The organism is Streptomyces sp. NPDC043996 (genome assembly GCF_056435225.1).
Map to the genome: position 1 here is coordinate 90,116 of NZ_JBWKEY010000007.1, position 14,229 is coordinate 104,344.

General features: G+C 74.4%; 9 protein-coding genes. 5 read left to right on the forward strand and 4 right to left on the reverse strand.

All coding sequences use genetic code 11. The features are described from left to right. The first annotated feature begins 20 nt into the window (after positions 1-20). The gene (locus AC07A4_RS19715; protein ID WP_478600155.1) at positions 21-698 is read left to right on the forward strand and encodes a maleylpyruvate isomerase family mycothiol-dependent enzyme; all 678 of its coding nucleotides are present in this window, start codon (positions 21-23) and stop codon (positions 696-698) included. Positions 699-750: 52 nt separating this feature from the next. Here the strand turns inward: AC07A4_RS19715 and AC07A4_RS19720 are convergent, their stop codons facing one another. Beyond that, positions 751-1,707, reverse strand: a complete 957-nt coding sequence (locus tag AC07A4_RS19720) for a hypothetical protein (protein WP_478600157.1) — start codon at positions 1,705-1,707, stop codon at positions 751-753. 178 nt (positions 1,708-1,885) lie between these two features. Here AC07A4_RS19720 and AC07A4_RS19725 point away from each other — a divergent pair, with 178 nt between their 5' ends. Both AC07A4_RS19725 and AC07A4_RS19730 read left to right on the forward strand, forming a co-directional pair. After that, entirely contained in the window at positions 1,886-4,144 is a 2,259-nt protein-coding gene (locus tag AC07A4_RS19725) for a heavy metal translocating P-type ATPase (protein WP_478600159.1), read from the forward strand. Positions 4,145-4,321: 177 nt separating this feature from the next. Further along, positions 4,322-5,011 (forward strand): copper homeostasis protein CutC, encoded by a 690-nt coding sequence (locus tag AC07A4_RS19730; protein ID WP_478600162.1) that lies wholly within the window; start codon positions 4,322-4,324, stop codon positions 5,009-5,011. 642 nt (positions 5,012-5,653) lie between these two features. Here the strand turns inward: AC07A4_RS19730 and AC07A4_RS19735 are convergent. Next, on the reverse strand, positions 5,654-7,717 hold the full coding sequence (locus tag AC07A4_RS19735; RefSeq protein ID WP_478601034.1) for a HelD family protein: 2,064 nt from the start codon (positions 7,715-7,717) through the stop codon (positions 5,654-5,656). Positions 7,718-8,140: 423 nt separating this feature from the next. On the opposite strand from AC07A4_RS19735, the gene AC07A4_RS19740 reads away from it, so the two are divergent. After that, complete coding sequence (locus AC07A4_RS19740; RefSeq protein WP_478600165.1) at positions 8,141-8,341, forward strand: hypothetical protein; 201 nt, start codon at positions 8,141-8,143, stop codon at positions 8,339-8,341. Positions 8,342-8,360: 19 nt separating this feature from the next. Here the strand turns inward: AC07A4_RS19740 and AC07A4_RS19745 are convergent, their stop codons facing one another. Further along, complete coding sequence (locus tag AC07A4_RS19745; protein ID WP_478600167.1) at positions 8,361-10,001, reverse strand: DNA repair helicase XPB; 1,641 nt, start codon at positions 9,999-10,001, stop codon at positions 8,361-8,363. A gap of 110 nt (positions 10,002-10,111) precedes the next feature. Continuing rightward, on the reverse strand, positions 10,112-11,125 hold the full coding sequence (locus AC07A4_RS19750; protein WP_478600169.1) for a GDSL-type esterase/lipase family protein: 1,014 nt from the start codon (positions 11,123-11,125) through the stop codon (positions 10,112-10,114). A gap of 268 nt (positions 11,126-11,393) precedes the next feature. Between AC07A4_RS19750 and AC07A4_RS19755 the strand changes: the two genes are divergently transcribed. After that, a complete protein-coding gene (locus tag AC07A4_RS19755) occupies positions 11,394-14,207 on the forward strand; it encodes a helicase-associated domain-containing protein (RefSeq protein WP_478600172.1) in 2,814 nt (937 codons plus the stop codon). Positions 14,208-14,229: the final 22 nt, after the last annotated feature.

Here is a 14,229-nt window from a genome sequence, read left to right on the forward strand (position 1 = left end):
TGAGGGGTTGGGTGGCCCGCATGACGAGCGACGCGACCACGCCCTCCACGGCGTACGACTCCGACCGGCCCGGCCGACTCCTCCGTACCGAACGCGACACGCTCATCCCCTTGTTGCGCGCCGCTGACGCCGCCGCCTTCACGGCTCCCACCTGCTGCCCGGGCTGGACGGTCCGCCATGTGCTCGCGCACTGCGCCGCCGCCCTGACGCGGGTCGTCGAAAGCCGCTTCGAGGAGGGCGTGTTCACGGCGGAGGCCAACGACAGGGACATCGCCGAACGCGATCCGTGGCCCGTCTCCCGCGTCGTGGACGAGCTGGAGTACGGCATGACGCACGCGGGCGCCGCCATCGCCGCGTCCAAGGGCCTGCTCGACGGCGTCGCCCTCGGCGAATGGGTGCACGCGGGTGACGTACGAGACGCGTGGGGGCTGCCCGGCGCGTACGCCGGTGCCGGGCTCGGCGACGCGCTCGCGCTGCTCGCCGCGTTCAGCGAGCAGCGCCCGGCGCCGCCGCTGCACGCGGACCTCGACGACTTCGACGAGCCGCTGACCCTGGGCGCCGCCGACGGCAGCCGCCCGCCCGCGCGGTACATCGGCGACGCCCCGACCCTGATCCGCCTGTACGCGGGCCGCCCGCTTGCGGGCGCGCGGTTCGAACTGGCGGGGGTGACGGCGGAGGAGCTGTCGATCTTCAGTTAGAGGTCGCGGGGGTGGGGTGGGGTGGGGTGGGGATGGGGTGTGGGGGGCGCGTTCAGTGGGCGTGCCCGGCGTCCCCGCCGCCTTCCGCGGTGTCCGTCGTCCGTACCGTGAACGCCGCCGTGCGCACCTGGCCCTCGTGCCGGAAGTCCAGGAACAGGCGGTAGGAGCCCGCGCTCGGGGCCGTCGCCGTGAAGGAGACGGCCGGGCCCGGCTTCGTGCGGCCGTCGCCGGGCTCGCCTTCCGGGTGGACGTGGAGGTAGGCGAGGTCGCCGGAGCGCAGGGCCACCAGGTGGCCGTACGCGCCGAGGTAGGGCTGGAGGTCGGTGACGGGCTTGCCGTCGCGGGTGACGCGCAAGGTGAGGCGGCCGGGCTCGCCGGGCGTCAACGCGCCGTCCAGGCGCACCTCGTAGCCGTCCGCCAGCTTCGCCTTGGCCGCGGGGGCGGGCAGCCGCGCGGGCTCGTACGCGCCCGTCACCGCGAGGTCCGTACCCAGCGTCACCTTCTCCTTCGCCCGCTCGGGCCGGAAGTCCGCGAAGACGCGGTAGTCCCCGGCCTTCGGCAGCGTCGCCGGGACCGACCAGGTGCCGTCGGCGGCGCGGGTGGGGTGCAGGTGGCGGTACGTCGTCAGGTCGCGTGACGCGACGATCAGGTGCAGCTCCTTGCCGTGGTCCTTCTGGTACGTCGTCACGGTGCGGCCCGAGTCCGTGCGGGACACCGTGAAGCGCAGCCGCGTGGGGTCGCCCGCCTTGGCGCGGGGTGTCTTCAGGTCGAGTGCGTAGCCGTCGGCGGCCACCTGGAGGCCCGCGGGGGTGTGGGCCGCGCCTTCACCCGTCCCTGGCTTCTTCTTCTGCTGGTTCTGCTGGTTCTGCTGGTTCTGCTTTCCGGTGTGGTCCGTGCTGTGCGCCGCCGGTGTGCCCACCGTGTCGACGCTCGTGCCCACCGCGTACGCGGTGCCGAACGTCGCCGCGACGGCCGCGGCGAAGGCGGTGATCTTGAGTCCGGTGTTCATGGCGTCGTCGGCTCCTTGTGAGTGTTCTGGATTCCTGGATGGTGACGATACCCCCTGGGGGTATGAAGTCAAGCGGGGATCTCTCTTGCGGTCGATACCCCTGGGGGGTATAAATATTTCTCGTAAGGCCATACCGACCCCGGGTATCCCGGCCGTCCCGGCACGAGGAGCAGATGACATGTCCACCACTCAGGTAGAGCTAGCCATCGGCGGCATGACCTGCGCCTCCTGCGCGGCGCGCATCGAGAAGAAGCTGAACCGCATGGACGGCGTGGAGGCGACCGTCAACTACGCCACCGAGAAGGCCAAGGTCAGCTTCGAGGGCGAAGGACTCGCCGTGGCCGATCTGATCGCCACCGTGGAGGCCACCGGGTACACCGCGCAGGAACCCGCGCCACCCCGTACGGAGGGGGGTGAGGCCGGGGCAGACGCCGACGGCGCCGACGACGGTGACGCCGCGCTGCGGCCGCTGCGGCAGCGGCTGATCGCGGCCGTCCTGCTGTCCGTGCCCGTCATCGCCATGGCGATGGTCCCGGCCCTCCAGTTCGAGTACTGGCAGTGGCTGTCCCTGACGCTCGCGGCGCCCGTCGTCACGTACGCCGCCTGGCCCTTCCACAAGGCCGCTTTCACCAACGCGCGGCACGGCGCGGCCACCATGGACACGCTGATCTCCGTCGGTACGTCGGCGGCCTTCCTGTGGTCGCTGTGGGCGCTGTTCCTCGGCTCGGCCGGTGAGCCCGGCATGACGCACGCCTTCGAGCTGACCATCGAGCGCACCGACGGCGCCGGGAACATCTATCTGGAGGCCGCGGCCGGAGTCACCGCCTTCATCCTCGCCGGGCGGTACTTCGAGGCCCGCTCGAAGCGGAAGGCGGGCGCCGCCCTTAAGGCGCTGCTTGAGCTCGGCGCGAAGGACGTCACGGTACTTAGGGATGGCACTGAAAAGAACGTTCTAGTTAGTGAGTTGATGACCGGGGACCAGTTCCTCGTGCGGCCCGGCGAGAAGATCGCCACCGACGGGCGGGTCGTCGAGGGCGCCTCCGCCGTCGACGCCTCGATGCTCACCGGCGAGTCCGTGCCGGTCGAGGTCGGCGAGGGCGACGCGGTGACCGGGGCGACCCTGAACGTCGGCGGGCGGCTCGTCGTCGAAGCCACGCGCATCGGCGCCGACACCCAACTGGCCCGCATGGCGCGGCTCGTGGAGGACGCCCAGAACGGCAAGGCCGCCGCCCAGCGCCTCGCCGACCGCATCTCCGGGGTGTTCGTGCCCGTCGTCATCGCGCTCGCCGTGGCCACCCTCGGCTTCTGGCTCGGCAACGGGGTGGGACTCACCGCCGCGTTCACGGCCGCCGTCGCCGTACTGATCATCGCCTGCCCGTGCGCCCTGGGGCTCGCCACGCCCACCGCGCTCATGGTCGGCACCGGGCGCGGCGCGCAGCTCGGCATCCTCATCAAGGGCCCCGAAGTCCTGGAGTCCACCCGCCGCGTCGACACGATCGTCCTGGACAAGACCGGCACCGTCACCACCGGAAAGATGACCCTCCTGGCCGCGCACGTGGCCGAGGGCACCGACGAGGCGGACGTCCTGCGGCTCGCGGGCGCCCTTGAGCACGCCTCCGAGCACCCCATCGCGCAGGCCGTGGCCGCCGGTGCGGCCGCGAAGGTGGGCGCGCTGCCCACGCCCGAGGACTTCGCGAACATCGCCGGGCTCGGCGTGCAGGGCATCGTCGAGGGGCACGCGGTGCTGGTGGGGCGTGAGCAGCTGCTGGATGAGTGGGCGATGCGGTTGCCCGAGGAGCTGAAGAAGGCCAAGGACGCGGCCGAGGAGGCGGGCCGCACCGCCATCGCCGTCGCCTGGGACGGCGAGGCGCGGGCCGTGCTCGAAGTGGCCGACGCGGTGAAGGACACCAGTGCGGATGCTGTTAGGCGGCTGCGTGCCCTCGGCCTCACGCCGATCCTCCTGACCGGCGACAACAAGGCCGTCGCCGAATCCGTCGCCGCCGAGGTGGGGATCGCTCCCGAGCACGTCATCGCGGAGGTCCTGCCGCAGGACAAGGTCGACGTCGTCAAGCGCCTCCAGGGCGAGGGGCGTTCGGTGGCCATGGTCGGCGACGGCGTCAACGACGCCGCCGCGCTCGCCCAGGCCGACCTGGGGCTCGCCATGGGCACCGGCACGGACGCCGCCATCGAGGCGGGCGACCTGACGCTCGTACGGGGTGACTTGAGGGCCGCGGCGGATGCCATCCGGCTCTCCCGCAAGACCCTCGGCACCATCAAGTCCAACCTCTTCTGGGCCTTCGCCTACAACGTGGCCGCCCTGCCGCTGGCCGCGGCGGGACTGCTCAACCCGATGATCGCGGGGGCCGCGATGGCCTTCTCGTCCGTGTTCGTCGTCGGCAACAGCCTGCGACTGCGTGGATTCAAGCCACTGAGCTGATGCGAACGGGTCGGACTGGCCTGATCACCCCGGTGCGGACACATGCGCGCCGGGGTGATCTGCGTTTACTCTGGTAATTGGACTAGACCTGTGTTTCGGTGGTCGCCGCCGGCTGGCTTCCCGCCAGCGCCGGCACCAGGCTCAGGACCGGATTCGGCGAGAAGGAAGACGACACCTATGAGCAAGCGCGCAGTCCTGGAGGTGATCGCCCTCGACGCCGAGGACGCCGTCGCCGCCCAGGCCGGAGGTGCGGACCGCCTCGAACTGGTCACCGACATGGCCGCCGACGGACTCACGCCGTCCCGCGAGGCCTTCGCCGAGATCCGCGCCTCCGTGGACATCCCGCTGCGCGTCATGCTGCGGCTCGCCGACGGCTTCGCCGCCGGGGACGTCGCCGCCCTTGTGCGCCGGGCGCGCGAGCTGCGGGCCGAGGGCGCCGATGAGTTCGTCCTCGGCTTCCTCGACGAGGCGGGCGGGGCCGACCTCGCCGCCGTCGAGGAGGTCGTGGGGGCGCTCGACGGCTGCCGGTGGACGTTCCACCGGGCCATCGACCGGGCCGCCGACCGGGACGCCCTGCGCAAGCAGCTCGCGGAGTTGCCGGGGCTTGACACCTACCTCACCGCGGGGGCTGCCGCCGGGGTTGATGAGGGGCTGCCCACGCTTGTCGCCGAGGCGGCTCGGGCTGGGGAGCCCGGGTATGAGGCCACGATCCTGGTGGGGGGTGGGCTGCGGCTTGAGCACCTCGCGCGGTTGCGGGGGGCGGGGCTTGGTGCGTTCCACATTGGCGGTGCCGCTCGGCCCCACGGGTGGGGGCGGCCGCTCTCCGCCGACGCGGTGTCCGCCTGGCGGCGGGCTCTGGACGCCTGAGGCTTCGCCCCCCGGCCTGCCGTCGTCTGCGGCCCGTCGCCCACGTGCCCGCCGCGTCGCGACGGGGTGTTTCCCACCCGCCCGCCCGCCCGTGACTCTGTGGTGGGTGGGTGGTCCCCCGCCTGCCGCCTGGCTCGTCTGTCGTCTGCGGCCCGTCGCCCATGTCCCCGCCGCTTCGCGACGGGATGTCTCCCACCCGCCCGCCCGTGACTCCGTGGTGGTGGGTGGCCCCCCCGCCTGCCGCCCGGATCGTTTTCGGCTGCGGCCCGTCGCCCATGTGCCCGCCGCTCCGCGGCGGGATGTCTCCCACCCACCCGCCCGTTACTCGTGGCTTTGACAGTTGGCCGTGGGTGCCCCCCGGCCCGGGCGGAGCGGGGTGGGTGCGGGGCGCAGCTGCCAGTCACGGGCGGGTGGGTGGGAAACCCCGCCGCGGAGCGGCGGAGAAGGGGTGTGCCTGGCGCAGCTGCGAGTCATGGGTGGGTGGGTGGGAGACCTCGCCGCGGAGCGGCGGAGCGGGGGTGTGGCTGGCGCAGCTGCGAGTCATGGGTGGGTGGGTGGGAGACCCCGCCGCGGAGCGGCGGAGACGGGGGGTGGCTGGCGAAGCCGTGGGTGGGGAGGCGCAGGGGGCGCTCCGGGTGGTGGTTAGGTCAGGGGGGCCGGGAGTGGGGTGGCGTGGAGGATGGTCAGGCCGGAGACCGCTCGGGTCAGGGCTACGTACAGGCGCCGCAGACCCGTGCGTTCGTCGGGCTCACCGGCGACCACGGCCGCGGGCTCGTCCAGTACCACGTAGTCGTACTCAAGGCCCTTGGCCAGCGACGCGGGCACGAGGGTGAGGCGCACGTCGGGCGTGGTCTCCTCGCCGGGGGCGAGGTACGGGACGCCCGCCGCGTCCAGCGCCGCCGCCAGCGCCGGAACCCGCGCGTCCGCCGCGATCAGGCCGGTCGACCCCTCGTGCCGGAGCGACTCGGCGCAGGCGTCGAGGACCGCCGCGTCCAGAGCAGCGTTGTCGAGGGCGGTGGCGTCGAGGACCGCCGCGTCCAGGGCAGCGGTGTCGAGGGCGGCGGTGTCGCGGGCCGCTCGGTCGAGGCCGTCGGGCCCGACGGGTCGTACCGTTAGCGAGCCCGCTGACTCGCGTACCGATTCGACCGCCGTCAGGCCCGGAGCGATCGCGGGCAGGAGGCGGGACGCGTAGGCGATGACCTCGCGCGGTACGCGGAAGCCGGCCGTGAGTTCCTCCACGACGGCGTCCTCCTTGCCCAGGTGGGCCAGCGCCTCGGTCCAGCCGCGCGTCGCCCAGGGCGTGGTGCCCTGGGCCAGGTCGCCGAGGACGGTCACCGAGCCGGTGGTGCAGCGGCGGCCCACGGCGCGGTACTGCATGGGGGACAGGTCCTGCGCCTCGTCGAGCACGACGTGGCCGAGGGAGTGGGTGCGGGTGATCAGGTCGGTGGCCTCGTCGATCAGGACGGCGTCCGCCGCCGACCACTTGGTGCTCTTCGGCGTCCGTGCGGGCTTCGCCCAGAGCAGGGCCGCGCGTTCCTCCGCCGAGAGGACGCCCTCGGCGTGCGCGGCCAGGAACTCGGGGTCGCTGAGCAGCCGGTGCACCAGCTTCGCCGGGTCCACCTGCGGCCAGATCGCCTTCACGGCGGCCTTCACCGCCGCGTTGCGCGCCACGGCGTCCTGCACGCGGTCGTCCGGGGCCTCCCCGGACCGCTCCATCTGGACGAGCACGGCGTGCGCGATGCGCTGCGGCAGCGCCTCGCGTGCCGCGCCGTACCGCATGTCGCGCTCCTGCAACTCCCGGACGATGTCCTCGAGTTCGTACGCCGGTACGCGCCAGCGGCGCGAGCCGCGCACCACCACGACGGCCTCGGTGGGCGGCGTCACGTGCGCGCGCACGGCCCGGCGCAGCACCTCGGCCATGCGGGCGTCGCCCTTGACGAGGGCGGTGGCCGCGTCGTCCGCGCCCCGGACCTCCACCCGTGCCACGAGGTCGTCGACGGTGGCCTGCTTGACCTCCAACTCGCCGAGCGCGGGCAGCACCTGCTCGATGTAGTGCAGGAAGGAACGGTTCGGCCCGATGACGAGGGTGCCGGTGCGGGCGAGCCGCTCGCGGTGGGCGTACAGGAGGTAGGCGACGCGGTGCAGGCCGACGGCGGTCTTCCCGGTGCCGGGGCCGCCCTGCACGCACACCGATCCGGCGAGCCCGCCGCGTACGATCTCGTCCTGCTCCGGCTGGATCGTCGCCACGATGTCCCGCATGGGGCCCACGCGCGGCCGTTCGATCTCCTGCTGGAGCAGCTTGCTGGTCCGCTCGGCCGCAGCGGTGTCCGTGAGGTCCTCGTCCTCGTACGCCGTCAGGTCGCCGCCGGTGTAGCCGAACCGGCGGCGCAGCCCCACGTCCATGGGGTCCTTCTTCGACGCCCGGTAGAACGGCTGGGACACGGGCGCGCGCCAGTCGATGACCATGGGGTCGCCGTCGGCGTCGTGCACGTGCCTGCGCCCGATGTAGAACCGCTCGCCTTCGGCCCCCTCGGCGAGGTCGGCGCCGGGCGCGTGCAGGAAGTCGAGCCTGCCGAAGAACAGCGGGGTGTGCGCGAGGTCCGCGAGCGCCTTGATCCGGTCGTCGATCTGCCCCTGGAGGACCTCGGCGTTGACCCAGTTCGCGGTGACGTCCCGGATGTCCAGGGACTCGACGTCCTCGCGCATGGCGCGCAGCGCGGAGCGGGACGCGGACAGGTGGGTCCGTTCCCGGGCGAGAGGGTCGAGAGGGTCGAGAGGGACGAGGGGGTCGAGGGGGTCGAGGGGGTCGGCGGGTGGGGGGTTCACGGGGGTCTGCCTCCGGTGCGGGTGGTCACGGGTGGGCTCTGAACCGCCGGTTTCCGACCGGGCGGCGGCGCTCCACGGCGAGGCGGGAGGCGGGGAAGGAGGCATCCTAGTGAGACGTCCGTGGCGGCACCAACGAATTACGGAGGCCCGGGGCGTCAACCCTGAGTCATCCCTGAGACGGTCCTCAGGGGTGCCGTCCGTCCGGAGGTGTAGAGGGCACGGTCCCTGGGTCCTACGGGGGGACCCGCGCGGTTACCCCCGCAGGCCGATGTCCGGGCCCGCCCCGCGCAGCACCATGGAGACATGAGCAGCGCAACAGTCCTCAGCCCCGCGTCCCTCGCCCCCGGCGGCCGCCGTGCCGACGGTGCGACCGCCGCCTCCGAGTCCCACCGTCCGCACCGCTTCGGCGACGCCGTGCGCGCCGCGAAGGTCTTCGTGACCGCGGCCTTCGGCGTCACCGTGCTCGGCGAGTACGCCGAGGAGGCGGGCGTCCGCCGCCGCTGACCGCCGCCCCCCGGGCCCGTCAGTCCGCGAGCAGCGACCCGGCGTCCATGATCCGGTAGGCGTACCCCTGCTCGGCGAGGAAGCGCTGGCGGTGGGCCGCGAAGTCCTGGTCGATGGTGTCGCGGGCGACCACGGAGTAGAAGTGCGCCTGGTGGCCGTCGGCCTTCGGGCGCAGGACGCGGCCGAGGCGCTGCGCCTCCTCCTGGCGGGAGCCGAACGTGCCGGACACCTGGATGGCGACCGTCGCCTCCGGCAGGTCGATGGAGAAGTTCGCGACCTTCGACACGACGAGCACGCTGATCTCGCCCTCGCGGAACGCGTCGAAGAGCTTCTCGCGCTGCGCGTTGGACGTCTCGCCCTTGATGACCGGCGCGTCCAGGTGCTCGCCGAGCTCGTCGAGCTGGTCGATGTACTGGCCGATGACGAGGATCTGCTGGCCCGCGAACTTCCGGACGATGGCCTCCGTGACCTTCCGCTTGGTCGCCGTCGTGGCGCAGAAGCGGTACTTCTCCTCCGGCTCGGCCGTGGCGTACGCGAGCCGCTCGGACTCGGTCAGGTCGACGCGCACCTCCACGCAGTCCGCGGGGGCGATGTAGCCCTGCGCCTCGATCTCCTTCCACGGCGCGTCGAAGCGCTTGGGCCCGATCAGCGAGAACACGTCCGACTCGCGCCCGTCCTCGCGGACGAGGGTGGCCGTCAGGCCGAGGCGGCGGCGGGCCTGGAGGTCGGCGGTGAACTTGAAGACCGGCGCGGGCAGCAGGTGCACCTCGTCGTAGACGATCAGGCCCCAGTCCCGGGAGTCGAACAGCTCCAGGTGCGGGTAGATGCCCTTCCGCTTCGTCGTCAGGACCTGGTACGTGGCGATGGTGACCGGGCGGATCTCCTTCTTCGTACCGCTGTACTCGCCGATCTCGTCCTCGGTGAGGGAGGTCCGCTTGACCAGCTCGTGCTTCCACTGCCGGGCGGAGACGGTGTTGGTGACGAGGATCAGCGTGGTGGCCTTCGCCTCGGCCATGGCGCCCGCGCCGACCAGCGTCTTGCCCGCGCCGCAGGGCAGCACGACCACGCCGCTGCCGCCGTGCCAGAAGCCCTCGACGGCCTGGCGCTGGTAGGGGCGCAGGGTCCAGCCGTCCTCGGCCAGGTCGATCGCGTGGGCCTCGCCGTCCACGTACCCGGCGAGGTCCTCGGCGGGCCAGCCCAGCTTGAGCAGCGTCTGCTTGATCTGGCCGCGCTCGGAGGGGTGGACGGCCACCGTGTCCGCGTCGACGCGGGCGCCGACCAGCGGCTGGACCTTCTTCGAGCGGAGGATCTCCTCCAGGACAGGGCGGTCGGTGGTGGTGAGCACCAGGCCGTGCGTGGGGTGCTTGGACAGGGTGAGGCGGCCGTAGCGGGCCATCGTCTCGGCGACGTCCACGAGCAGCGCGTGCGGCACCGGGTAGCGCGAGAACTCCACCAGGGCGTCCACGACCTGCTCCGCGTCGTGCCCCGCCGCCCGCGCGTTCCACAGCCCGAGCGGCGTCACGCGGTAGGTGTGGATGTGCTCCGGGGCGCGCTCCAGCTCGGCGAAGGAGGCGATGGCCCGGCGGCAGGCGTCGGCCCGCTCGTGGTCGACTTCGAGCAGGAGGGTCTTGTCACTCTGGACGATGAGCGGTCCGTTCACGTACGCATCCCTTCACGAACCCGTGCCCGGGCGCCGCGGACGGCGGCGCCTGGCCAAACGTCCAGTGTGCCTCATGCGCGCGTCCTTCCCCCGGGGTCAGCGGCCCGTCGTCAGCCGGTGAGGGCGCTGAGCCGCACGGAGAGCTCCTTGTGGCCCTCGGGGGTGGGGTGCAGGCCGTCGACGAGCAGCTCGGGCCGTCCCCGCAGCGGCTCCCACAGGTCCAGGTGGTCGACGTGGTGCCGGGCGCACCAGTCCCGCTGCAGCGCGCGCAGCCGCAGCGCGCGGGCCTCGGTGAAGCACAGGCCCTCGTAGTCGGCGGTCCGGGTCTCGTCGAGCCACAGCGGGCCCACGACGACGAGCCGGGCCCCGTGCCGGTGCGCGGCCCCGGCCAGCGCGTCGAGGTGCTCCGGGAGCCGCTCCAGCGGGTCGCCGCCCGGGCCGTGCCCGCCGACGGGCACGGCGGAGTCGTTGATCCCGGCGGCGACGAGCAGCGTGTCGGGCAGCCGGGGGCTAAGGAGCGGGGGCGTCTGCGCGGCCACGTCGGCCAGGGTGCTGCCCGGGATGGCCAGGTTGAAGACGCGGTGGGCGGCCTCGTCCGCGGCGATGTGCGCGGCCGCCAGGTGCGCGGCCCAGCCGCCGTACGGGTCGCAGCGGCCGTACGCGATGCTGTCGCCGACGATGACGACGCGTGCCGCCGGGCGCAGCGGCCGCGCGTCCAGGTACGCCCAGGCGCTGTCGCCCGGGGTGCTGTCGCCCGCGGTGCTGTCGTCCGGGGCGGTGTCGTCCGCAGTGCTGTCGCCCGGGGTGCTGTCGTCCGGGGCGAGGAGGACGCGCCTGCGGGCGTAGTCGTCAACCTCGTAGGCGTCGGCCGCGGCCAGATCCGCGTCCGTCAGACGCAGGACCGCGCCCTGGACGCTCTCCCCGATCGCGCGCTTCAGGGTCAGGTGCACGTCCAGGCCGCTGGTGGCGATGACGTCCGGGTCGGTGATCGGCAGCGGCCGGGTCGTGTGCCCGGCCAGGGACGCCGGGGTCGTCGGGACCGGACCGCCGAACAGCTTGGTCTGGACGCGCTCGTCCAGGAGCGTGCCGAAGGAGAACAGGGCGTGGGGGCGGGGCTCGGTCACCGGGGGGCCGTGTCTTTCTGCGGGTTCTGCTGCGGGTTCTGCTGCGGGCTCTTCCGCGGGGAATGATCGGGATCAGCCTAGTTCTCGCTGGTCGGGGCGGTCCCGCCGCCCGCGTCCGTCGCGTCGGCCGCGCGCGGGCGGCGCGTGTCCGGTGGCGTGCTTCTGGTCGAACAGCAGCGCGCCGGGCCGCAGTTCGCGGGGGCGCGGCTCGGGGAAAGCGGCCGCCCGAGGTCCGTCGGTCGCGCCGGGGACCGGCTACCGTGGCGAGATGAGCACCCCGGACGCCCCCCGTTCCCTGGCGGAAGCCCTCAGGGCAAGCGCCGACGACCGTCTCGTCGCGCTGCTGCGGGCGCGGCCCGACCTGCTGACGCCCGTGCCGAACGACCTGACGCAGCTCGCGACGCGCGCGGGCACGCGGGCCTCGGTCGTCCGGGCCCTGGAGCGGCTCGACCGGTTCGCGCAGCAGGTCGCCGAGGCGCTCGCGGTGGCCCCGGACCCCGCCTCGTACGAGCAACTGGCCGCGCTGCTCGACGGCGCCCCGGAGGACACGCTGCGGCGGGCCGTCGGGACGCTGCGCGAGCAGGCCCTGGTGTGGGGCGCCGACGACCGCCTCCGCCTGGTGCGCACCGCGCGGGAGCTGCTCGCGCCGACCCCGCAGCGGCCCTCGCCCACCGGGCTCGGGCCGACCGTCGCGGAGGCCACCGCCGGGATGTCGCCGGGGCGGGTGCAGAGCGTCGTCGCCGCGGCCGGGCTCGCCTCGACGCACGACGCGGTGTCGGCCGTGGAGTCCCTCACGGCGCTGTTCACGGACCAGGAGCGGATGTCCGCGCTGCTCGACAGCGCCCCCGCCGAGTCCATCGAGGTCCTCTCGCGCCTGGTGTGGGGGCCGCCGTACGGGCAGGTCACCGCCGATCCCGCGCCGCACCTGCGCTGGCTGCTCGACCGGGGGCTGCTGCTTCCGACCGCGCCCGGCACCGTCGTGCTGCCCCGGGAGGCGGCCCTGCATCTGCGCGGCGGCCGCGCCCACCGCGACCTCGCGCCGTGGCCGCCGGAGGTGGCGGCCGCGCGCGAGCACCGTCCACAGGTTGTGGACACGACCGCCGCGGGCCAGGCGTACACCGCGCTCGCCACCGTGGAGGAGCTGCTCAAGGACTGGGACGAGGGCGGGCCCGCCGTGCTGCGCGCGGGCGGCCTGAGCGTGCGCGACCTGAAGCGCACCGCCGTCGCCCTGGACGTGGCGGAGCCGCAGGCCGCCTTCTGGGTCGAACTCGCCTACGCCGCCGGGCTGCTCGCGCCCGACGGCGAGGCCGACGAGCGGTACGCGGCGACGCCCGCCTACGACGCCTGGCAGGAGCTGCCCGCCGCCGAGCGGTGGGCGGCGCTCGCCACGGCCTGGCTCACCGCGAGCCGCTGCGCGGGGCTCGTCGGCGGGCGCGACGCCAAGGACCGGCCGCTGTCCGCGCTCGGGCCCGGCCTTGACCGCTCGGCCGCGCCCGAGGTGCGGCACCGGGTCCTCGCGCTCCTGGCCGCGCTGCCGGAGGGCGCCGCGCCGGAGCCGGAGTCGGTGCTCGCCCGGCTGCGCTGGGAGCGGCCCTCTGGCGGGGGCGCCCACGATCTGCGGGTGCGCCTCGCGCGGTGGGCCCTGGGGGAGGCGGAGCTGCTCGGGGTGACGGGACGGGGCGCTCTGGCCGCGCAGGGGAGGGCGTTGCTGGTGGCTGGGGGCCTTGGGGGGCCCTCTCCCGTTGAGCCGGGCCTTGGGCAGCCCTCTCCGGCCGGGCCGGGCGTTGCGCAGCCTTCTCCGCCGCTCCGCGGCGGGGCTCCCGCCCACCCACCCGTGCGCCCGGCGGGTTCCGGCACAGCCCCCGGCGGTCCGGACGGCCCCCAGCCTGCCAGCTCCCCGGCGGCGGCCGCGTCTCCGCCGCTCCGCGGCGGGGCTCCCGCCCACCCACCCGTGCGCCCGGCGGGTTCCGGCACAGCCCCCGGCGGTCCGGACGGCCCCCAGCCCGCCAGCTCCCCGGCAGCCGCCGCGTCTCCGCCGCTCCGCGGCGGGGCTCCCACCCACCCACCCGCGCACCCGGCAGCCCCCGCCGACCCGCACGGCGGTGCCGTCACCCCCCTCCATCCCCACCCCACCCCCACCGAACGCGCCACCGCCTCCGCCCAAGCCGCCCGCATCCTCGCCCCCCTCCTCCCCGACCCCCTCGACCACGTCCTCCTCCAGGCCGACCTCACCGCCGTGGCCCCCGGCCCGCTCCAGCGGCCGCTGGCGGACGCGCTCGACGTGCTCGCCGACGTCGAGTCGAAGGGCGGCGCCACCGTCTACCGGTTCACGCCGGGCTCCGTGCGCCGCGCGCTCGACTCCGGGCAGAGCGCGTCCGACCTGCACGCCTTCCTCGCCGCGCACTCCCGTACGCCCGTCCCGCAGCCCCTCGCGTACCTGATCGACGACGTGGCCCGCAAGCACGGGCACCTGCGGGTGGGCGCCGCGTCCGCGTACGTGCGGTGCGACGACGCGAGCGTCCTGGACGAGATCCTCGCCGACAAGCGCGCCCACGGGCTGCGCCTGCGGCGCCTCGCGCCCACCGTGCTCGCCGCGCAGGCCGACCCCGGCGCGCTCCTCGAAGGGCTGCGCGGCCTCGGCTTCGCGCCCTCCGCCGAGAGCGCCGAAGGCGACGTCCTGATCACCCGCGCCCACAGCCACCGCACCCCGCCGCGCACCGCGCCCGAGCCGGTGCCCGACGGCCCGCCGCTGCCGGACGCCACCCTCCTCGACGCCGCCGTGCGCGCCATCCGCGCCGGTGACCTGGCCGCCACCGCCCCGCGCAAGGACGCGCCCGCGGAGAGCGGCGAACTGCCGCGCACGACGGCGGCCGAGACCCTCGCCACGATGCAGGCCGCCGTCCTCACCGGCGAGACCCTGTGGATCGGGTACGTGAACGCCGACGGCGCCGCCAGCCAGCGTGTCATCGCCCCCATCCGCGTCGAGGGCGGCTTCGTCACGGCGTACGACCACACGGCCGACGAGGTGAAGACGTATCCGCTGCACCGCGTCACGGGCGTCGCGGAGCTCGCCGACGACTAGACGACTAGACGCCGAGGGGGCG